This window comes from Paenibacillus tepidiphilus, from assembly GCF_008635795.1.
GTDB lineage: Bacteria > Bacillota > Bacilli > Paenibacillales > Paenibacillaceae > Paenibacillus_AQ > Paenibacillus_AQ tepidiphilus.
In genome coordinates, this window is record NZ_VWRQ01000001.1 from 250,990 (window position 1) to 271,471 (window position 20,482).

Below are 20,482 nucleotides of genomic sequence, written 5' to 3' on the forward strand. Positions count from 1 at the left end.
GCATAAGGGCTTATTCATTAATAATGCATAATTATACAATCTTGAGTTTTTTTACGCTTTTATTCAGTAAAGCTGCAACGCAAAAATAAATGTTAATCAAACTCATAAAAAAGTTTAAATTGCGCTCATGTCAGGTCGATGATAAAATAATATAACCAATCTGCCTTGAATAATTATTAAGATTTCTCTGTGAAACTTTTTCCTGAAATCCGTTCACTTTATAATAGAAAGGTTGCGTAAGATGAGACACACAGAACTGCCCGGCAAACAGGGCCTTTATGATCCCCAGTTCGAAAAAGATGCATGCGGCATGGGATTTGTCGCCCATATCAAGGGGCAACCCTCCCATGATATTGTTAGTAACGCTCTGACGATGCTGTTCAACATGGAGCATCGGGGAGGGCAAGGCAGTGAACCGAATTCCGGCGACGGAGCGGGCATTATGCTGCAGCTGCCGCACCGCTTCTTTGCGGGCGAAGCCCGGAAGCTCGGCTTTGAGCTGCCGGCACAGGGCCGTTATGGCGTGGGCATGATCTTTCTGTCTCATAACGAGGAAATCCGGGGCCGCCATGAAGCGCTTCTCAGCGAGATTATCGCTGAAGAGGGCCAGCAGGTGCTCGGTTACCGCGATGTGCCAACCTATGACGAAATGCTCGGCAAGACAGCCAAGGCGGCCAAGCCTTATGTGCGCCAGGTATTTATCGGTGCAGCCGAGGGCATTCAGGATGAGATGGCATTCGAGCGCAAGCTCTATGTCATCCGCAAGCGTGCCGAGCTGGCCATCCGCTACGGCGGAGTGGAAGAAGGGGAATCCTTCTATGTGCCAAGCATGTCATGTCGCAAGATTGTTTACAAAGGCATGCTGACCACTGAACAGGTGGGCCAATTCTACCTGGATCTGCAGAATGAAGAGCTGGAATCGGCCATTGCGCTGGTTCACTCCCGCTTCAGCACGAACACGTTCCCAAGTTGGGAACGCGCACATCCGTACCGGTTCATGATCCACAACGGCGAGATCAATACGCTGCGCGGCAATGTGAACTGGATGCATGCCCGCGAATCCCTGTTCAAGAGCGAAGTATTTGGTGAGGATCTGCAGAAGATCAAGCCGGTAGTGAATCCGGACGGTTCCGACACGGCTATGTTCGATAACACCTTCGAATTCCTCTATCTGAGCGGCCGTTCCCTCCCGCATGTGGCCATGATGATGGTTCCGGAGCCTTGGAGCAACCACGACAGCATGGACGACAAGAAGAAGGCATTCTATGAATACCACAGCACGCTGATGGAGCCATGGGACGGACCTGCAGCCATGGGCTTTACCGACGGCGTGCAGATCGGCGCGATTCTTGACCGCAACGGCCTGCGCCCATCCCGTTATTATGTAACCAAAGACGATCTGATTATCCTGTCCTCCGAAGCGGGTGTTCTTGATATCCCGCCGGAGAATGTACTTTATAAAGACCGGCTGAGACCGGGCCGCATGCTCCTGGTGGACACCAAGCAGGGGCGGATTATTTCCGACGAAGAAGTGAAAGCCGAAATTGCCGCCCAGGAGAACTACCGCCAGTGGCTGGAGGAGCACCTGGTCAGCCTCGATGAGCTTCCGGATGCGCCTGAGCTGCCGAATCCGAAGCATGACAATGTCCAGCAGCTGCAGCAGTCCTTCGGCTATACGTTCGAGGACCTGCGCAAGGTGCTGGAGCCGATGGCTTCCACCGGTGCCGAAGCTGTCGGCTCGATGGGCTACGACGCTCCGCTTGCGGTGCTGTCCGACCGTCCGCAGCGTCTCTATAACTACTTCAAGCAAATGTTCGCCCAGGTCACCAATCCGCCGATCGACGCGATCCGCGAGGAACTGGTAACGTCCACGTTCACAACGATTGGTCCGGAGCGTAATCTGCTGAAGCCGGAGCCGGAAAGCTGCCGCCAGATCTCTCTGGAATCGCCGATCCTCTCGAACGAGGATTTTGCGAAGCTGCGCCATGTACGCCGCGCAGGCTTCAAGGCGATGTCGATTCCGATTCTGTTCCCGGCGGAGCTGGGCGCAGAAGGCATGCGCATTGCACTGGAGCGGATGAATGAAGCGGCTGACCGTGTAATGGCCAAAGGACATAACATCCTGATCCTGTCCGACCGCGGCGTGGACCGCGAGAATGCCGCCATTCCGGCGCTGCTCGCTGTTTCCAGCCTGCATCACCATCTGATCCGCTCCGGAACACGGACCAAGGTCAGCATCCTGCTGGAATCGGGCGAACCGCGCGAGGTGCATCACTACGCGCTGCTGCTCGGCTATGGCGTAAGTGCGGTCAATCCGTACCTCGCGTTCGAGAGCCTCGACGATATGATCGGCCAGGGCCTGCTGCGCGGCATCTCCCATGAGAAAGCCGTGAAGAACTATATCAAGGCCGCAACGAAGAGCGTAGTCAAGATTCTGTCCAAGATGGGGATTTCCACGATCCAATCGTACCGCGGCGCACAGATCTTCGAAGCTGTCGGCCTGAGACAGGATTTCGTGGACAGCTACTTTACCTGGACGCCTTCCCGTATCGGCGGCATCGGCCTGGAGGAAGTGGCGGCGGAAGCGCTGATTCACCACAACCGTGCCTTCACCGAGAAGGACGGCAACGACAAGGTGCTTGATTCCGGCGGTGAATACCAATGGCGCGCCGACGGCGAAGACCATCTGTTCAATCCGCAGACCATCCATCTGCTCCAGCACGCTGTGCGGAGCGGGGACTATCAGCTGTACAAGAAATACGCTGCGCTGGTGCAGGGCGAGACGAAGAACCATCTGACACTGCGCTCCATGCTGCAGCTGAAGCCGGCAGGCGAGCCTGTACCGCTGGAAGAAGTGGAACCGGCAGAATCGATCATGAGACGCTTCAAGACCGGCGCCATGTCCTTCGGCTCGATCAGCAAGGAAGCGCATGAGACGCTGGCCATTGCTATGAACCGCATCGGCGGCAAGAGCAACACCGGCGAAGGCGGCGAAGATCCGGCACGCTTCATCCCGGACGCTAACGGCGACTCCCGCCGCAGTGCGATCAAGCAGGTAGCCTCGGGACGCTTCGGGGTAACCTCGAACTACCTGGTGAATGCTGACGAAATCCAGATCAAGATGGCGCAGGGCGCCAAGCCGGGTGAAGGCGGACAGCTTCCGGGACGCAAGGTGTATCCTTGGGTTGCCGAAGTTCGCGGCTCCACGCCGGGCGTAGGCCTGATCTCGCCGCCGCCGCATCATGACATTTACTCCATCGAGGATTTGGCTGAGCTGATCTATGATCTGAAGAACGCCAATCCGCGTGCAAATATCAACGTGAAGCTCGTCTCTGAAGTAGGCGTTGGCACGATTGCTGCCGGCGTAGCCAAGGGACGCGCCGATATTATCCTGATCAGCGGCTATGACGGCGGCACCGGCGCTTCGCCGATGAACTCCATCCGCCATGCCGGTCTGCCGTGGGAGCTCGGCCTTGCCGAGACTCACCAGACGCTGATGCTCAACAATCTGCGCGACCGTGTCGTGCTGGAAACCGACGGCAAGATGCTCAGCGGACGCGACCTTGCGGTAGCTGTGCTGCTGGGAGCTGAAGAATACGGCTTCTCGACGGCTCCGCTGGTAGCTGTAGGCTGTATCATGATGCGTGTCTGTCAGATGGACACCTGTCCTGTCGGCGTAGCTACGCAGAACCCGGATTTGCGCAGAAACTTCACCGGCGATCCGCAGCATGTTGTGAACTTCATGACCTTTGTGGCCCAGGATCTGCGGGAAATCATGGCCAGTCTCGGCTTCCGTACCATTGAAGAGATGGTGGGACGGACCGACTGCCTTGATGCCACACAGGCTTCGACACACTGGAAGAAGAAGGGCGTCGATCTGACCAGCCTGCTGCATACGCCGGCTGTAGCGGAAGGCAGCACCCGCTTCCGCAGCAAACGACAGAACCACGGGCTGGAAGAAACACTGGATATGTCGAAGCTGCTTGAGCTGGCAGCGGCTGCTTTGGAAGACGGCCGTCCGGTGGAAGCATCCCTGCCGATCACGAACGTCAACCGTGCGGTAGGCACAATTCTCGGCAGTGAGCTGACGCGTAAGTACGGCGCTGCTGGACTGCCGGAAGACACGATCCGCCTGCACTTCTCCGGCTCAGCCGGACAGAGCTTGGGTGCGTTCGTGCCGAAGGGAATCACCCTCACGGTGGAAGGCGACTCCAATGACTATGTCGGCAAGGGGCTGTCCGGAGGCAAGCTGGTCATCAAGCCGTCGCCGAAGGCTACCTTCGCCGCGGAAGAGAATATCATTATCGGCAATACGGCATTCTACGGAGCGACCGGCGGTGAAGCCTACATCAGCGGTATCGCTGGCGAACGCTTCGCTGTCCGTAACTCCGGTGCCAATGTCGTTGTCGAAGGCGTGGGCGACCACGGCTGCGAATACATGACTGGCGGCCGCGTAGTTGTACTGGGCTCAACCGGACGCAACTTTGCGGCAGGGATGTCCGGCGGTATCGCGTATGTCTACGACCCTGAGAATACCTTCGTGAAGCGCTGCAACCTGGAAATGGTGCTGCTGGAGCGCGTGGAGGATGCGGAAGAAGCTGAACAGCTTAAGCGCATGATCTCCCGTCATACCGAATATACCAACAGCCAGGCAGGCGGAAGAGTGCTGGAGAACTGGAATGAGGCTCTGCCGAAGTTCGTCCGCGTTATTCCGAAGGATTACAAGCGGATGATGGAGCAGATCCGCAAGGTCGAAGAGACCGGGCTTACCGGCGAGGCTGCCTTGATGGCCGCATTCGAAGCGAACATGCGCGAGCTGGCCCGCGTCGGAGGCTAATCCGGCACTAATAGATGATGTAGAGGGAATAACTCCTCCTGATGTTGCTGAGTCGCTTGATTACAGGCGCGCACGGCAGGTTAGAGGGAGGGATTCCCTCTATTTTTTTCCTTGCAGGGATAAGCGCATGCACCTCGTCTAATCAACAGTGCCCTTTTTGCAATGCCGCTGTATTATTGCCTGTTGTTTTCTTGTTTTCAGAAAAAAGGCAAACTGTGGTAAACTACTAAGGGATTGCAAGTTCTGTATCGAATACTTCTTATTCTTAAAATGACGAAAGGAAGTGAAGTGATGTCGAATATGGCGGAGGTGGTGAAGCCGGTGGCGAGCCTCATGGGCGTAAGTAAAACCATCGGCTCCAAGACGCTGGTCAGCGATTTGACGCTCGATATCCCGCCTGGACAGGTATTCGGGTTCCTTGGACCGAACGGTGCCGGCAAAACAACGACCATCCGGATGATGGTAGGGCTGATCTCGATCAGCAAGGGGGATATCCTGATCTGCGGGCGCAGCGTCAAGGACCATTTTGAAGAGGCCATAGCCAATGTCGGTGCTATCGTTGAAAATCCGGAAATGTACAAGTTCCTGACCGGTTATCAGAATCTGCGGCAATATGCGCGTATGGTACGGGGCGTAGGCAAGGAACGGATCGACGAGGTCATCAAGCTGGTCGGACTGGAGCAACGGATTCATGACAAGGTCAAAACCTACTCGCTCGGCATGCGCCAACGTCTCGGAGTAGCCCAGGCGCTGCTGCACCGGCCCAAGCTGCTCATTCTCGATGAGCCGACCAACGGCCTGGACCCGCAGGGAATCCGCGAGCTGCGCGATTATTTGCGCAGACTGTGCATCGAAGAGGGGACGACGGTATTTGTCTCCAGCCACCTCCTGTCGGAGATGGAGCTGATGTGCGACAGCGTAGCGATTATCCAGAACGGGAAGCTCGTGGATGTGAAGCAGCTGAAGGCAGTCGGCGATTCGATTGCGGTAAGCAGCGTAGAGACCCTGTTCGACGTGGACAATCCGCAAGCGGCGCTGGAGCTGATCGGACGCGGACAACTGCAGCCGGGGGGCATTGTGCTGGAGGCCGGACGCGAGGAGGTTGCCGGACTGAACGCCAGGCTGGTAGCCGCCGGTATTAAGGTCTACGGCATCCGTACGCTTTCACGGTCGCTGGAGGATCAATTCCTGGAGATTACGGGAGGTGAAGGCATTGTCTGAGTTCACATCGCTCATACATAATGAGAATATCAAGATCTACAGCCGTGTCCGCACCTGGGTTATGCTATTCATTCTGGCATTTATAAGCGTGCTGTTTCCGGCACTGTTCCATTTCACCAGCAGCGGCGGCTCAGCGTCCTTGATGGGGTTATGGGAGAATTTCCAAACCACGCTGACGATCGCTTTTTTCCTCAATACGATCTTTACTGTCGTCATTGCTTCTGATTCCGTGGCTGGTGAATTCTCCTGGGGAACCATCAAGCTGCTGCTGATCCGCCCGTGGAGCCGGTCCAAAATCCTGCTCTCCAAATACATCTCTCTGGTGTTGTTCAGCTTGCTCAGCACAGCGGTTATGATGCTCTTTGCCTATGGCGCATCGCTCATCTTCTCTTCGGGAAATGCTTCGGCCAACGTAGGAAGCTTCACGGCATTTGAGTATGCGATGCTGGACGTGCTCTGCAGCTACTTCGAGATGTTTATCACTGCGGCACTGGCATTCATGGTCTCCAGTGTGTTCCGGGCCAGCGGCCTGGCCATCGGGCTGTCGCTGTTTATTATGTTTACCCAAAGCATGTTCGCCATGATCTTTAATCCGGAGCGCTATGCGTGGGCTAAATATCTGATTTTTACCCATATGGATTTGCACCGTTATATTCTCTCGGACACGGGTCCTGCCGGAATAACCTTCGGCTTCTCCGCCCTGGTGCTGGGAGTGTATTATCTGCTGTTCCTGCTTGTGGCCTGGTATGTCTTCCGCAAGAGAGATGTGGCTGCTTAAGCAGGGTTCGGGGATGAGCATGCCTATAACGATCTCATGCCCCAAAAAAGCGGGCCTCGCGGCCCGCTTAACCTGCTTCCAGTGTGCTCTGCGCCTTGGAACGCTTGCCGTTCTTGTCCGCTTTGCCGCTGCTCTGCAGCCCGCCCGCCGTTTCCGGGGCGGGCTGCTTCGCCATGGCCACCGAGCCGTTAAGCACGCTGCCCGCCGAGATGCTCAGTGCGCCGGCGACAATGTTGCCGTGCAGCTGTCCGGTCTCCATCATCGTCAGTGTGCGGTCGGCGGTGACATCGCCGAATACTTGGCCGGCGATAATAATCTCCCTGGCTTTGATGCTGGAGCGCACGGTTCCCTGTTCACCGACGGTTACGGTGCCCTGGCAGTCAATTTCTCCGCTGAAGCTGCCCTCAATCCGCAAATTCGTATCGCATAATACCTTTCCTTCCAGGGTGCCTCCATGCCCGATCAACGAATCCGTCGCTTTGACCGGCGTGTTCTTCTTCCACATTTGCTCTCCTCCTGACCTTATGGTTTGACATAATTTAAAGGATTGACCGGCTTGTTCTGCTTGACGACCTGGAAATGCAGATGGGGACCGGTGCTGCGTCCGGTATTGCCCAGCGTGCCGATCTTTTGACCCTTGATGACCTTGTCTCCGGCGGAGACGGTCATGCCGTTCAAATGCATGTACCAGGTCTCCAGCCCGTTGCTATGCTTGAGGATGATGTATTTGCCCCGCGCGCCCATCTGCTCGGATGCGGTAACGGTTCCATCCATGGCGGCATATATAGGGTCGCCGATATTCCCGGCGATATCAATGCCGGAATGGTAAGCCGAGACACCTTCGAACGGATCGGAACGGTAGCCGAAGCTGGAGGTGATGACCTTGGAGCTGGTAGGCCAGAGGACCGGCTGGGCCAGCCGCTTCTGTTCGGCTTGCTTCTGTCTGGCGGCCAGCTTCGCTTCGGCCTGGTTGGCTTCTTCGACCGCCGTGATGGTACTGGAAATGCTGGTCAGCATTTCATCGAGCATGCTGCGGATCTCTTCATAATCATCGCGCGTTTCCCGGGCCAGCTTCAGCGGGTCCTCCTCGTAGACGGCGATATACTCACCTCCAACCTGCGGAAGCACCGTTCTGCCGGCGGCTGCGTTCACCAGCGACAGACGGAACTGCAGCGCCTCTGAGGCCAAGACGGCTCCAGCATAAGCAGTTCCGGCTGCATCCCGGACGGCGGGCGCTACGAGATGGCCGGCGGCGGAAGACCCGCCGGCAAATACAGAATACTTGGCGGTGCTTACTGCGGTGCTGCCGGGCTGGACTCCGGGCGACCTCCAGGCAGCGGAAGCCTCCTGGTTCCTGTCCGTCTCCTCAGGGGTTCCCTGTTCCTGCTCAATCAGGGACTGCAGCTGCCGTTCAAGCTCGTTGACGTTCTGCAGCTTCTCTTTAATGCTATCCGCTTCCTCGGACAGTTCTGTCACCTGACTGCGCAGCAGCTGCAGTGTCTTGTCCTTGTCCTGAGCCTGAATTTCCATCTGTACATTACTCAGCTGCAGAGCGGCGGCTTCCGCTTCCAGCTCGGCAATGGAGCGGGAAGCATGAAAGTGCATGGAAGTGACCAGACTGGAAAGGGAAAGGGCGGCGACGGCAGGCAAGGCCAGGGCAAGCGGTTTGGACAGATGCAGTTGTCTGACCGGACGTCCGGCTTCACGGACGACTAGCAGCGTAATCCGGTTATGATCTGGCTGATTCTTCATTAGCTTCTCCTTCCTGCGGCCCTGTGCATGAGCCGCCGCTTGTAATCAATGAACGTTGCCCGAGGCAGCGGCGGGTGGAACAACGGTTTATGATGCGCCGAAGCGGGCTCATCCGAATGGTCCTATTACTCTATGTATTCCAGGCGGGCGGCGAACATGACTATAGTTGAATGAATAATGCGAGGGGGATCGGGCAAAACCTGTATGGGCGGCAGGCTCGCAGTATGCCCCCCCTGCTGCAAGAAGGATTCTGGAGGTGGCCGGTTTGAGGATTGCTGTAATTATTTTAAGTGTGTACATTATCCAAATTGCTCTGATTGCAATTCTGGAATTCCGCCGCCCGCAGCGGGCGGTGGCCTGGCTGATCCTCAGCCTGTGCTGCCCGCCTGCAGGGCTAGTGCTCTATTACTTCATGGGCGCAGATTATTGGCGAGGCCGTAGAATCCGCCGCCGTTCGTCAAGCGGCCACCGCGGACTGGTTACCGAGCTGCAGGGGAAGATCGACATTGTATCCGATGTTTCGCAAAGCGGGAATCCGCAGCTTATGGGCGAGGAGCACTTGCTGCGCCTGCTGTGCGGATTGTCGGAATATCCGCTTACCGGCGGGAATTCCTGCCAGATCCTTAGAGACGGGCAGGAGGCTTACCGGGCGATGCTCGAAGCAATGGAGGACGCCAGGGAGCATATTCATATCGAGTTCTACATCTTCCGCAGCGATGAGGCCGGAGAACGGTTTCAGGATGTGATGATCCGCAAGGCGCGCCAGGGGGTCAAGGTGCGGCTGCTGTGCGATGGCCTCGGGAGTCTGCGGCTGAGCCGGCCGTTTGTCCGCGCACTGAGACAGGCCGGGGTGGAAGTTCATTTCTTCCTGCGGCCGCTGCCTGCGCTGGCTTCCCGGCGGTTCAACTACCGCAATCACCGCAAGATCGTAGTTGTGGACGGAACGGTCGGGTTTACCGGCGGCTTTAATATCGGCGATGAGTACTTGGGCAAAGACCCGCATGTGGGACATTGGAGGGATACCCATGTGCGGATTGAGGGCGACGCCGTATATAGTCTGCAGGATGTGTTTCTGCAGGACTGGCAGCTGGCTGCCGGCAATGCCAGGAGCCATCCCCGGCTGTACCCGAAGCATTGCGGGCCGGGATCGGAAACGGTGCTGGTCGTCGCAAGCGGACCTGACCGGGCGGTCGACGCCACCCAGGCTTTGTTCACGGCAGCCATCGGTGCCGCCAAGCAGCGGATCTGGATTACTTCACCGTATTTCATCCCTGATCCGGCGATTAGCCGGGCGCTTAAGAATGCCGTGCTTGGCGGGACAGATGTGCGGATCATTATCCCGGGCAAGCCGGACAGCCAGCTGGTCTACCAGGCTTCTTTGTCGTATCTGGAGAATCTGCAGGATGCCGGGATCAAGTTTTACCGTTATACAGCAGGCTTCATGCATGCCAAAGTAATGGTTATCGATGATTTATTTGCGGCAGTGGGCAGCGCAAATCTTGACATGCGCAGCTGTTATTCCAATTTCGAGCTTACGACGTTGCTGTTTGATCCGGGCAGGATAACAAGCCTGGCGGAAGACTACAAGAGGGATTTGGAGCGCAGCGAATTTATTGAACCCCAACTATTCAAGCGGAGAGGGAGAAAAGTCAAGCTTATCCAAGGTCTTTGTCAGCTGTTTTCACCGCTTTTATGACAAAAAAGAGGACTAAAAACATGTTTTTCGAATGCGGGTATATACCGGAATCCGTTTTTGGGCTTCTTTTGTGATATAATATAGATAAATAATCTTTTTGATTTCGATTAGGGGGAGTTCTATGACTGTAAGCCAGCAAGTATTTACGAACGAGGAGGAGAAGCATCCGCGTAAATCCGGCGCTGCCAAGACGATGAAATTGGCCCAGCGGATTGTTATGATGGTGCTTGGAGCGGCCATGATGTCAGTGGCGCTGGAGATCTTCCTTGTTCCCAATCAGTTGATTGACGGCGGAATTACCGGTATTTCCATTATGTTGTCCCATATATTTGATATTCCCCTCGGTATATTATTGACTCTGCTGAATCTTCCATTCCTGGTTATTGGATATAAGCAAATCGGCAAGACCTTTGCCGTCTCCACCCTGTTTGCCGTTATTGTCATGTCGATTGGAACGCAGCTGCTGCATCCGGTTAAGCCGATTACTGTGGAGCCGTTGCTGGCGGCGGTATTCGGAGGCGTGATTCTCGGCGTCGGCGTCGGACTGGTCGTCAGGTACGGCGGATCGCTCGATGGAACAGAAATCGTGGCCATTCTGGTTGCGAAGAAGCTGCCTTTTTCTGTCGGCGAGGTCGTTATGTTCTTCAACGTGTTTATCCTTTCCACTGCAGGATTTGTCTTCGGCTGGAATAATGCGATGTTCTCATTAATTGCTTATTATATTGCCTTTAAATTAATTGATATAACGCTGGAAGGTCTGGATCAATCGAAATCGGTGTGGATCATTAGCGATCAATTCCGCGATATCGGTGAAGCGCTGACCGAGCGTCTCGGACGAGGCGTTACTTACCTTGATGGTGAAGGCGGCTTCTCCGGAGAGAACAAGAAAGTCATCTTTGTCGTCATTACCCGCTTGGAAGAAGCCAAGCTGAAGTCCATTGTAGAAGATTGGGATGCCGATGCGTTCATTGCCATTGGCAACATCCATGATGTCAAGGGCGGCCGCTTTAAGAAGAAAGCGATCCATTAGCTCCAGCGGAACCGATGCCCGAATGCCGTTTGAAGGAAGGTATATTTACGAAACTCAGCGTAACCAATCCGGTGCAAAGCGCCGCATTCTTATATAACATACCTTCCAAATCCACCTTTGGAACGAGGATAAGCCCGCTGCCTGAACCCAGGCGTTAGCGGGCTTATTGCTGTATTTCCAGCCTTTGCGGCGGCAGGCAGCTTCAGCTCACAGCCTGGAAGCAATGGCCTCCACCGGCTGGGGAGGCACCTGGGCAATAAGATCGCCCATGGACTGCAGGCGCTCCACGATGTTGAGCAGGTGGTAATCCAGCGGAGACACATCGCGCTTGACCTCCTCCCACAGCAGCGGTGTGGAGACTGTTGCCCGCGGCCGGGCCCGGGGGGTATAAGGCGCAGCCAGTGTCTTGCCGCCGTAATGCTGGAGATAATCAAAGTAGATTTTGTCGCCCCGGTGCTTCTTCAGCCGCTCCAGAGTAAACAGGTCGGGGCGTTTCTCCGTAACATAGCGGCCTACGAAATGCCCGATCTTGCGCAGCTCATCGAAGGTAATGCCCGGACGGATCGGCACAATAATCTGCACACCGGTCGCTCCCGAGGTCTTCGGGACGGATGCCAGCCCGAGCGATTGCAGGACATCCCCGACAAAGGCGGCCGCTTCCATAATCCGCGGCTCTATTTCCAGCGACGGATCAAGGTCGATCATCCATTCACAGGGCAGATCGCTGCCGGCCACATGCAGCGACGGATGGAATTCCAGTGCCGCCAGATTGCCCAGCCAGAGCAGCTCCGGCAGGCCCTGCAGCACGATGTACTCAATGCTGTCCTGGGTGGCCGTCTGAACATAAGGCGGGAGGGGATGCGGCGCATTCTTCTGATAAAAGGACATGCCGGATACACCGTGCGGATAACGGATGACTGTCAGCAGCCGGTTCCGGCAATACCGCAACAGATAAGGAGATAGTGCAGCAAGCTTCTCCAAATACATGCGCTTGGTGACACCGGCTTCCGGCCACAGCGGCTTATCGGGATTCGTGATGATGATCTCCTGACCGTCTACGGTGATGGAGCCTTTGATGGTTGCCGGCATATCGTTACCTCCTTCTCCACAATCGAATGCGTACCATTAACCACGCTGTTCCAGACGGCAGGCTGAGGGCGGAAGCTCCACCTGCGCCTGGATGACAGGCTGTCGGAAGGTGCCGGAGGGATTCCATTCCAGAAAATGGATCTTGAACACCAGCTCCGGCTTGAGCCACCGCGCACCCTTGCTCCGCTCCGGCAGAGCCTCGAAGGGCATGAGCGGTGACGCCAGCGTCTCCGCCAGTTCGGTCAGCCTGCGCCAATCTGCCGCCGTCATCTTGCCGGCGCCTGCATGTCCGATGTAGTGGAGCTTACCTTCGTCATCGTATAGCCCGAAAAGCAGCGCGTTGACAATGCCGTCCCGGTAGGTTACCCCGCCGGCAACAGCCGTCACATCGGCAATGATCTTGCGCTTCTGCCAGCGCGAGTCCTTGCCGCCGGGAGCATAGACGCTGGTGATATCCTTGCAGACAATGCCTTCCAGGCCATTGGTCCGCGCGGCGGTGTACAGCTGTGCTGAATCGGTATAGCTCGGCACGTTCTGGACATGCGGATGGGGCAGCAGCAGCTCACCCAGAAGCTGCTGACGGCGGGAGAGCGGCTGGTCCAGCAGCCATTTGCCGTCACAGTACAGCATGTCAAATACCATGTAGAGCACCGGAACCGCCGGCAGCGCGGCACGGATGGCCGCTTCACTTCTCAGGCTGTCGCGGCGCATCACCTCATGGAAGGACGGCTTGCCGCCGCTGAGCGCGATCACCTCGCCGTCGAGAATGAAGGAGCCGGCCCGGCAATAGCTCCTTGGTTCTGCCAGCTCTGGATATTGCAGAGTCCTGCGGTTTCCGCGCCGGTTGATCAGCTCGGTCTCCTCGCCGTCATGATAGCAGAGCATCCGCACGCCGTCCCATTTAATCTGGGCGATCCACTGGCTGCCGGACGGAAGCGCGGCCGCCAGCACAGGCTCGAACGGAATTATCGGTTTAAGCTTCATGGCTTACCTCCCCGGGGATTGTCGGTTTGAAGGCTTTATGCTGTCGGGGCAGGGCTCAGGAGACCGTCTCTTTGCTCTTGGCGGTGCGCCGCTTCGGCTTGGGAGCAATGACCGGAATCGGTCCCGTAGCTTCATCAATGACCGGTGCCGCCGCTGCTGCTTTTGATTTCGCCGTCTTCCGTTTGGGACCGGCTGCCGGCTTGGCTTTAGCCGCAACGGCACCGGCCGACGTTCCGGGATCGGCCGGAATATGCTGTACGGCCTCGATGCTGGCCTGCAGCGCGGCCATCAGGTCGATAACATTGGCCTCCTGCTTGGCAGGGGCGATATGGTATTCCTCGCCGGCGACCTTGTGCGAGATCAGATCCAGCATCCGCTGGCGGTAATCGTCGGTGTATTTCTCCGGCTCAAACGGTGTGGACAGCTGGGAGATCAGCAGCTTGGCCATATCCAGCTCCTTGTCGCTCACCGCACCCGCTTCCGGCAGTCCGGGTACCTGGGAGACCGGCCGTACCTCGTCGGGATAAAAAATCGTCTCAATGGCCAGGCAATTCGCCAGCACACGGATGGCCGCCAGACTGCTTTTGGAGCGGATGGAGATTTTGGCGATGCCGATTTTGCCGGTCTGGCGCATCGCCTCCATTAACAGCCGGTAGGCATTGGTTCCCGCCTGATCGGGCGAGAGATAATAGGTCTTCTGGAAATAGATCGGATCAATTTCCGTCAAATCCACGAAATCGAGTATCGTGATGTTCTTCGTGCTTTCTTCGGTCAGCTGGTCCAGTTCCTCTTTGTTGAACAGCACGAATTTGCCTTTTTCATACTCATAGCCCTTGCCGATCTCCTCCCAGGCTACTTCCTTGTCGCAGACAGGGCACTTGCGCACATAGGACAGCGGACTGCCGCATTCCTTGTGAATGTAGCGCAGCGAAATATCCTTGTCCTCCGTGGCAGAGAACATCTTGACCGGTACATGGACCAGCCCGAAGCTGATCGCCCCTTTCCAGACGGTATGCATGAATGATCGCCTCCTTTAAAGACGTGAATGTATAGTGTGGTTAGTTTAGTATGGGGCGGCGGGGCTTTTTCTAGCCGGGTGCATTTTTTGTGAAGCTTGGGAAAAAATATAGCCGGCAAGATGAGTTGCGGCGCGGCGGTGCAGCTATGATGACCGTCTCTCCCGCCCAGGAAGGGGATTAACGTGGACCGAACCGGAAACGAGTGGATTGATGCGCTATCAGAGCAGGATATTCCCGCAGACGTGGTCGACTGGGCGAATATTGTCGCTCCTGAGACCGGTGAAGCGTATGGGGAAGCGGAACTGCTCGATGCCGAGGATACGATTGGTGAGCCTCCGGCTCCCGAAGAATAAACCTAATTTAGCAGGAGGAAGATCATGGACATTAAACGCGCAAAGGATATTTATGCCTCCAAGGAGATGATCGCCGTACATTTGGACGGGGAGCCGGTCTGGATTGAGCATGTGGATGAGGATAACGGTATGGCGACGGTGCAGGTGGGCTCGCGCCCGACCAACGTGCATACTGTCGGCGTGGACCTTCTCCAAGAGCAGAGAAGCTAAGCTTCGGCCACAAAAGGCACAGTATTCTTAGCCCCGTGGCTGTTAAGCTATGTTCAAACAGCAGAATACAATGCTGCTTGAACGGGGGGATTCGTGCGTGCGGTCAGTCGGTTTTGATCTGGGAGACACCTTGATTTACTACGGAGGTGTAACGGGCGGAAGCTTTAAGGAGCATTTCAGAAGTGCACTGGTGCAAATATGCAGCGCGTTAGATATTGCTGCGGAAGCTGAATTTCTGCAACAGGGAGAACGGATCTTATCCGGCTACAATACCCGTGAGCATCCGCGGGACCATGAGGTTACGGATACGGCGATTTTTGCCAGCGTGCTGGAAGCCTGGCGGGTGGATGCGGTGAAGGTGCCGGTAGCGGTAAAAGCATTCTTTACTTATTTTCAGCAGACCTCCCGGGCTTATGCCGACACGGCTGCATCCCTGCGGGCACTGAAGCAAAGAGGCTTCAAGGTCGGGATTCTTACGGATGTACCTTACGGGATGAACCGGGAGTTCATAATGCGGGATGTCGCCCCGATACGGGAGTACGTGGATGTACTGGTTACTTCTGTGGAAGCCGGAGTCCGGAAGCCCCGCCCCGAGGGATACCTCATGCTGGCCGAGAAGCTGCAGTCGGAGCCGCAGCAGATGATGTATATTGGCAACGAGGCCAAGGATATTGCCGGAGCCGTGAGGGCAGGCATGACAGCAGTGCTGCTGGACCGTGATTCCGCAAGAGGGGACTGGAACCAGCGCTACACGATCTCCAATTTGCTTGAACTTGAAGACTTGCTTTAAATTGCAGTCTCAGTCTGACTATACCTGCCGGCGGAGCTATAGGCTCTGCCGGTTTTTATAGCTTACATAGAGGTTGACGCATCTGCCGCAAGGGACCTATATTGGGATGAGATTCGTGGAAAAGGATGATGATTCCAGTGCGTCCCATTATGCTTGGCGTCGCTTCGGCGCTGTTCTTCGCAATTACGTTTGTGCTCAACCGGCGGATGGAGCTGTCCGGCGGACACTGGGCCTGGAGCGGCTCACTCCGCTACCTGTTCACCTTGCCGCTGCTGCTGGCGGTTGTCGGCGTGCGGGGCAAGCTGCGGCCCTTGCTTGCGGCCATGCGGGAGCGGCCGGGCGCCTGGCTGCTGTGGGGGACGGTCGGCTTCGGCCTGTTCTATGCGCCGCTCTGCTTTGCGGCCGCTTATGCGCCGGGCTGGCTGACCGCCGGTACCTGGCAGATTACGATTATTTCCGGCTCGCTGCTGGCCCCGCTCTTCATGGAACGGGTGGACGGACCGTCAGGTCCTGTCTATAGACGGGGGCGAATTCCGCTGCGCGGTCTTGGCCTTTCCCTGATTATCCTGGCCGGCGTAGCCCTGCTTCAGGCTGAGCATGCGCGGCATATCGCGTTATCCCAGGTGCTGCTGGGCATCGTTCCGGTGCTGGTTGCATCCTTTGCTTATCCGCTCGGCAACCGCAAGACCATGGAGCTATGCGGAGAACGGCTGGATGTGTTCCAGCGTATTCTGGGAATGACGCTGGCCAGCCTGCCATTCTGGCTGGTGCTGGCCGTGTACGGGTGGGCCGACGGCGGTCTGCCGTCCGCATCGCAAGCGGGCCAATCCTTAATCGTCGCCCTTTCTTCAGGTGTGGTGGCTACGGTACTGTTCTTCCGCGCTACCGATATGGTCCGCGGCAGCATGAGCAAGCTGGCGGGAGTGGAGGCTACGCAGTCGCTGGAGGTGCTCTTTGCGCTGCTCGGCGAAATGCTTATTCTGTCCGCTCCGGCGCCTGCGCCGCTATCCTGGATTGGAATAGCCGTTATTATCGCCGGTATGGTGCTGCACAGTCTGTTCTCCGGCCATGCAAGCCGTGAATCCGCCGTGCCCCGCAAGGCCCGTCCGCGGCGTTCCGCTTAAAGTGGCGGTACCCGGCCGGGGGGCCTTAGCCGGGCTGTTGCGGTAAAAGTATCATACCGATATAATTAAACTTATTGTACCCGGGCAAGGACAGGATTTTCTTTGGAGAGGTGGTTGCAGCTTGGACAATGATGTAATGGCGGTATTCACCTGCCGTTCTGGCAGCCTGCAGGATACGCAGCTGCTGGCGGCTGAGCTGGCCGCTGCATCCACGGAGGGAATGGTGATCGGCCTTAACGGTGATCTCGGAGCGGGGAAGACGGCGTTTTCGCAAGCCTTTGCCCGCCATTTGGGCGTGGAAGGTGTGGTGAACAGCCCTACCTTCACTATTATTAAAGAGTATACGGGCCGTCTGCCCCTTTACCATATGGATGTGTACCGGTTGTCGCTGGAGGAAGCGGACGAACTGGGTCTGGATGAATATTTTTACGGGCAAGGGGTGTGTCTGGTGGAATGGAGTGTTCTGATCGAAGAGCTGCTGCCGCCGGAGCGCCTGGACATACAGATCGAAACTGCGGGAGTGGACGAGCGTTTCATTACAGTGACCGGAATCGGTGAGCCGTACGGGGAACTGTGCCGGGCTCTGACGGAGAAGTGGGGTAACTTGAGATGAGTATTCAAAATAACGGGCCGCGCAAGCGGCTTTTGGCGCTGGATACGGCGACGGCTGTGCTTGGTGTGGCAATTACCGAGAATGGACAGCTCTTGCATGAAACCAATGCCACCGGGGAGCGCAATCATTCGGTGCACCTGCTGCCGATTATTGAGCGGGCACTGGAAGAGAGCGGGACAGCCTCCGGAATGCTTGAGGGTGTGGTGGTCGGTGTCGGACCGGGTTCCTATACCGGGACGCGCATTGCGGTAACCGCCGCCAAAACCCTGGCCTGGGCCTGGAAGGTGCCGCTGACCGGTGTGTCCAGCCTGCATGCGCTGGCCTGGGGCGGGCATGAGGCCGGACTGCTGCAAAGGTCCGGCGAAGCGGAGGCGGCCAGCTCCGGCATGGACTGGATTGTGCCGCTGCTGGACGCGCGGCGTGGACAGGCCTTTACGGCGCTGTTCGCTGCGGACGGGGAGCAGCCGCCGCAGCGGCTTGAGCCGGACGGCATCCGCCTGATGGCCGACTGGGTGCAGGAGCTGGAGGCGCGCCTTCAGGACGCCGCCGCTGAAGGGACGCAGCCGCGTACCATTTGGTTCATCGGAGAGACGGGGCTGCACGGGAATGCGGCAGCGCTGGGGCTTTTGCCGGAAAAGGTGCAGGTGCAGGTGGTGCCTTATGAGCTGGAGGGACGATGGGTCGGTTATCTGGGTGAGCATGGGCCCTACAGTGAAGTGGAGCAGGTTCACGGTTTGATCCCCAATTACACTCAGCTTACGGAGGCGGAGGTCAATCTGCGCCGGGGCAGTGAAGGGAGCCTGAAGAAGCAATGACGGATTCGGAACGGACGAAAGATCCGGAAACAGAGCTTATCTTTCGCCTGATGAAGCTGGAGGATATTCCCGAAATTCTCGTGATTGAACGGGAAGCTTTTACCATGCCTTGGACGGAGGAAGCCTTCCGCAATGAGCTGACCCATAACCATTTCGCCAAATATATGGTGATGGAGCTGGGAGGACAGATTATCGGCTATGCCGGGATGTGGGCCATCGTGGACGAAGCCCATGTGACTAATATTGCCCTGCTGGAGAAATACCGGGGGCGTAAATGGGGAGAACGCCTGCTTGACGAGCTGATGCGGACGGCTGCCTTTCTGGGGATGAAGTCGATTACGCTGGAAGTGCGCGTCTCCAATTCGGTGGCACAGAATTTATATCGTAAAAAAGGGTTCCGGCCCGCCGGCACCCGCAAGGGCTATTACTCGGACAACCGCGAGGACGCGCTGATTATGTGGGCCGATCTGCCGGAGTACGGGGAAGAGCGCCTGATGGAAGGAAGAGTGGATTTCAAATGAACACCAATACAGGCGTTAATCAGCCTGTTCTGATACTGGCGATTGAAACGAGCTGCGACGAGACGTCGGTAGCTGTCGTTAAAGATGGCCGCGAGGTGCTGAGCAATGTGATCTCCAGCCAGATCGAGACGCACCGCGCCTTCGGCGGCGTCGTTCCCGAGGTCGCTTCACGCAAGCATGTGGAGGTTATCACGGTTATCATCGAAGAGGCGCTGGCACAAGCAGGTGTGGAGCCGCAGGAGCTCACCGCTGTTGCCGTCACGCAAGGCCCCGGACTCGTGGGCGCACTGCTGGTGGGCGTTGTGGCAGCCAAGAGCCTGGCGCTCGCCTGGGGCAAGCCGCTGATCGGCACGCATCATATCGCCGGGCATATTTATGCGAACCGGCTGGTCAAGGAGCTGGAATATCCCTGCATGACGCTCGTCGTCTCCGGCGGGCATACAGAGCTGGTAAACATGCCGCGCGAAGGCGAATTTGTCATCATTGGCCGCACCCGCGACGATGCGGTGGGCGAAGCTTATGACAAGGTGGCACGGGCGCTGGGCTTCCCGTATCCCGGCGGCCCCCATGTGGACCGGCTGGCGCGCGAAGCAGCCGAGGCTGTCCCGCTGCCCCGGGTGTGGCTGGAGCCGGATTCCTATGATTTCAGCTTCAGCGGCCTGAAGTCGGCGGTGCTGAACGTAGTGAACCAGAGCAAGATGAAGGGTCTGACGCCGGATGTCGCCGGAATCGCCCGCGGCTTCCAGGAATCCGTCGTTGAGGTGCTGGTGGAGAAGGCGGTGCGCGCCGTCCGCGCCTGCAGGGCACGGCAGCTGCTGCTCTCCGGCGGCGTAGCTGCGAACAAGGGGCTGCGCGAAGCTCTGACCGCCCGCTGCGCGCTGGAGAATATCGAGCTGATCATCCCGCCCCCGGTATATTGCACCGACAATGCCGCGATGATCGGCGCAGCGGCCTATGTGAAATGGCTGCACGACGGCGGCACGCCGCTGGACATGGTGGCCGATCCCGGACTGTCGCTGGAGAAGTGGTCAGTGGCTGATGGCGGCGGAGCTGCCAGAGAATAAAAGGGATTTCAAGGAATAGATTGGACGGTTAGCATTACCGGACATGAATAGCGGGAATGACCTAGAGATGGACGGAAAGAATGGCCGTAAACGGAAAGTGATAATATAATTGCAATAATGAGTGATATAAATAGCAATGAGTAAGGATTGAAAGCGATGGATAGCGGTGGGTAGCTTTGGAATGCTCCTCTAGAAATAACTAGAAACGAATGGCATTAAATTACAGAGAATAGCGATCATAGCAATGAATGGGCTATTGACAATCTTTGCACCTTGCAGGTATAATCTTGACAATTCATTTAAATAAACATGTAAAACGCGATGAACGGAAGTAGTAGGGTCATTCCGGGTTAAGAGAGCTGCGGTCCAGGTGCAACGCAGCCGATGGAGACCTGAACTCGTCCGGAAGCGGAGCAGTGGAACCGGGGGTGGCAAGTCTCACACCGGCGTACATTGTTACGGTTAACCTCCGTGAGCAGGTGGTCTGATACGGAAGCGCATAGGATACGCTTGAACCGTGTCCAGGCTGTTAAGGGGATATTGCCCGGCTGACTGAGGAAGCCGCCGAGCATATCAACAAGAGTGG

At 56.9% G+C, this 20,482-nt stretch carries 18 protein-coding genes; 13 read left to right on the forward strand and 5 right to left on the reverse strand.

Translation table 11 applies throughout. The features are described 5' to 3' along the window. Positions 1-241: 241 nt before the first annotated feature. The 3 genes from gltB to F1379_RS01110 all read left to right on the forward strand — a co-directional run bounded on the left by gltB (position 242) and on the right by F1379_RS01110 (position 6,836). On the forward strand, positions 242-4,837 hold the full coding sequence (gene gltB, locus F1379_RS01100) for a glutamate synthase large subunit (protein WP_150265411.1): 4,596 nt from the start codon (positions 242-244) through the stop codon (positions 4,835-4,837). 291 nt (positions 4,838-5,128) lie between these two features. Beyond that, positions 5,129-6,058 (forward strand): ABC transporter ATP-binding protein, encoded by a 930-nt coding sequence (locus F1379_RS01105; protein ID WP_420850461.1) that lies wholly within the window; start codon positions 5,129-5,131, stop codon positions 6,056-6,058. Then, positions 6,051-6,836 carry an ABC transporter permease gene (locus tag F1379_RS01110; protein ID WP_150265415.1) on the forward strand — a complete coding sequence of 262 codons (786 nt, stop codon included), beginning with the start codon at positions 6,051-6,053 and terminating at the stop codon, positions 6,834-6,836. Before F1379_RS01105 ends, F1379_RS01110 begins: the two co-directional genes overlap by 8 nt. A 67-nt stretch (positions 6,837-6,903) precedes the next feature. Here the strand turns inward: F1379_RS01110 and F1379_RS01115 are convergent, their stop codons facing one another. Next, on the reverse strand, positions 6,904-7,341 hold the full coding sequence (locus F1379_RS01115; protein ID WP_150265418.1) for a bactofilin family protein: 438 nt from the start codon (positions 7,339-7,341) through the stop codon (positions 6,904-6,906). A 17-nt stretch (positions 7,342-7,358) separates the two neighbouring features. Then, positions 7,359-8,588 carry a peptidoglycan DD-metalloendopeptidase family protein gene (locus F1379_RS30495; RefSeq protein WP_275262019.1) on the reverse strand — a complete coding sequence of 410 codons (1,230 nt, stop codon included), beginning with the start codon at positions 8,586-8,588 and terminating at the stop codon, positions 7,359-7,361. 265 nt (positions 8,589-8,853) lie between these two features. On the opposite strand from F1379_RS30495, the gene cls reads away from it, so the two are divergent. Next, complete coding sequence (gene cls / locus F1379_RS01125) at positions 8,854-10,284, forward strand: cardiolipin synthase (protein ID WP_150265420.1); 1,431 nt, start codon at positions 8,854-8,856, stop codon at positions 10,282-10,284. Between the two features lie 193 nt (positions 10,285-10,477). Continuing rightward, positions 10,478-11,314: a YitT family protein gene (locus tag F1379_RS01130; protein WP_239004517.1), complete on the forward strand. Its 837-nt coding sequence runs from the start codon at positions 10,478-10,480 to the stop codon at positions 11,312-11,314. A 207-nt stretch (positions 11,315-11,521) separates the two neighbouring features. Here F1379_RS01130 and ligD read toward each other — a convergent pair whose 3' ends face one another. The 3 genes from ligD to ku are packed head-to-tail and all read right to left on the reverse strand — an operon-like array spanning position 11,522 to position 14,405. Beyond that, positions 11,522-12,403 carry a non-homologous end-joining DNA ligase gene (ligD, locus tag F1379_RS01135; RefSeq protein ID WP_150265424.1) on the reverse strand — a complete coding sequence of 294 codons (882 nt, stop codon included), beginning with the start codon at positions 12,401-12,403 and terminating at the stop codon, positions 11,522-11,524. 36 nt (positions 12,404-12,439) lie between these two features. Further along, complete coding sequence (locus F1379_RS01140) at positions 12,440-13,387, reverse strand: ATP-dependent DNA ligase (protein ID WP_150265426.1); 948 nt, start codon at positions 13,385-13,387, stop codon at positions 12,440-12,442. Positions 13,388-13,442: 55 nt separating this feature from the next. Continuing rightward, a complete protein-coding gene (gene ku, locus F1379_RS01145) occupies positions 13,443-14,405 on the reverse strand; it encodes a non-homologous end joining protein Ku (protein WP_150265428.1) in 963 nt (320 codons plus the stop codon). A 183-nt stretch (positions 14,406-14,588) separates the two neighbouring features. On the opposite strand from ku, the gene F1379_RS29660 reads away from it, so the two are divergent. From F1379_RS29660 to tsaD, 8 genes are all read left to right on the forward strand, one after another. Next, complete coding sequence (locus F1379_RS29660; protein ID WP_162551042.1) at positions 14,589-14,759, forward strand: hypothetical protein; 171 nt, start codon at positions 14,589-14,591, stop codon at positions 14,757-14,759. A 24-nt stretch (positions 14,760-14,783) separates the two neighbouring features. After that, positions 14,784-14,969: an H-type small acid-soluble spore protein gene (locus tag F1379_RS01150; RefSeq protein WP_150265430.1), complete on the forward strand. Its 186-nt coding sequence runs from the start codon at positions 14,784-14,786 to the stop codon at positions 14,967-14,969. A 97-nt stretch (positions 14,970-15,066) separates the two neighbouring features. Then, positions 15,067-15,759: an HAD family hydrolase gene (locus tag F1379_RS01155; RefSeq protein ID WP_162551043.1), complete on the forward strand. Its 693-nt coding sequence runs from the start codon at positions 15,067-15,069 to the stop codon at positions 15,757-15,759. A 137-nt stretch (positions 15,760-15,896) separates the two neighbouring features. Next, positions 15,897-16,883 (forward strand): DMT family transporter, encoded by a 987-nt coding sequence (locus F1379_RS01160; RefSeq protein ID WP_150265434.1) that lies wholly within the window; start codon positions 15,897-15,899, stop codon positions 16,881-16,883. A gap of 136 nt (positions 16,884-17,019) precedes the next feature. Continuing rightward, a complete protein-coding gene (gene tsaE / locus F1379_RS01165) occupies positions 17,020-17,496 on the forward strand; it encodes a tRNA (adenosine(37)-N6)-threonylcarbamoyltransferase complex ATPase subunit type 1 TsaE (protein WP_150265872.1) in 477 nt (158 codons plus the stop codon). After that, positions 17,493-18,311: a tRNA (adenosine(37)-N6)-threonylcarbamoyltransferase complex dimerization subunit type 1 TsaB gene (gene tsaB / locus F1379_RS01170; RefSeq protein ID WP_150265436.1), complete on the forward strand. Its 819-nt coding sequence runs from the start codon at positions 17,493-17,495 to the stop codon at positions 18,309-18,311. Before tsaE ends, tsaB begins: the two co-directional genes overlap by 4 nt. After that, the gene (rimI, locus tag F1379_RS01175; protein WP_150265438.1) at positions 18,308-18,832 is read left to right on the forward strand and encodes a ribosomal protein S18-alanine N-acetyltransferase; all 525 of its coding nucleotides are present in this window, start codon (positions 18,308-18,310) and stop codon (positions 18,830-18,832) included. Before tsaB ends, rimI begins: the two co-directional genes overlap by 4 nt. Continuing rightward, complete coding sequence (tsaD, locus tag F1379_RS01180) at positions 18,829-19,896, forward strand: tRNA (adenosine(37)-N6)-threonylcarbamoyltransferase complex transferase subunit TsaD (protein WP_150265440.1); 1,068 nt, start codon at positions 18,829-18,831, stop codon at positions 19,894-19,896. The genes rimI and tsaD overlap by 4 nt, the downstream gene beginning before the upstream one ends. The last annotated feature ends 586 nt before the right edge of the window (positions 19,897-20,482 follow it).

What these genes read in the sequence shown, in the direction of transcription:
- gltB (WP_150265411.1), top strand. Translation starts at nt 242, where the DNA reads ATGAGACACACAGAACTGCCCGGCAAACAGGGCCTTTATGATCCCCAG.
- F1379_RS01105 (WP_420850461.1), top strand. Translation starts at nt 5,129, where the DNA reads ATGTCGAATATGGCGGAGGTGGTGAAGCCGGTGGCGAGCCTCATGGGC.
- F1379_RS01115 (WP_150265418.1), bottom strand. Translation starts at nt 7,341, where the DNA reads ATGTGGAAGAAGAACACGCCGGTCAAAGCGACGGATTCGTTGATCGGG.
- F1379_RS30495 (WP_275262019.1), bottom strand. Translation starts at nt 8,588, where the DNA reads ATGAAGAATCAGCCAGATCATAACCGGATTACGCTGCTAGTCGTCCGT.
- F1379_RS01130 (WP_239004517.1), top strand. Translation starts at nt 10,478, where the DNA reads ATGAAATTGGCCCAGCGGATTGTTATGATGGTGCTTGGAGCGGCCATG.
- ligD (WP_150265424.1), bottom strand. Translation starts at nt 12,403, where the DNA reads ATGCCGGCAACCATCAAAGGCTCCATCACCGTAGACGGTCAGGAGATC.
- F1379_RS01140 (WP_150265426.1), bottom strand. Translation starts at nt 13,387, where the DNA reads ATGAAGCTTAAACCGATAATTCCGTTCGAGCCTGTGCTGGCGGCCGCG.
- ku (WP_150265428.1), bottom strand. Translation starts at nt 14,405, where the DNA reads ATGCATACCGTCTGGAAAGGGGCGATCAGCTTCGGGCTGGTCCATGTA.
- F1379_RS01150 (WP_150265430.1), top strand. Translation starts at nt 14,784, where the DNA reads ATGGACATTAAACGCGCAAAGGATATTTATGCCTCCAAGGAGATGATC.
- tsaE (WP_150265872.1), top strand. Translation starts at nt 17,020, where the DNA reads ATGGCGGTATTCACCTGCCGTTCTGGCAGCCTGCAGGATACGCAGCTG.
- tsaB (WP_150265436.1), top strand. Translation starts at nt 17,493, where the DNA reads ATGAGTATTCAAAATAACGGGCCGCGCAAGCGGCTTTTGGCGCTGGAT.
- rimI (WP_150265438.1), top strand. Translation starts at nt 18,308, where the DNA reads ATGACGGATTCGGAACGGACGAAAGATCCGGAAACAGAGCTTATCTTT.
- tsaD (WP_150265440.1), top strand. Translation starts at nt 18,829, where the DNA reads ATGAACACCAATACAGGCGTTAATCAGCCTGTTCTGATACTGGCGATT.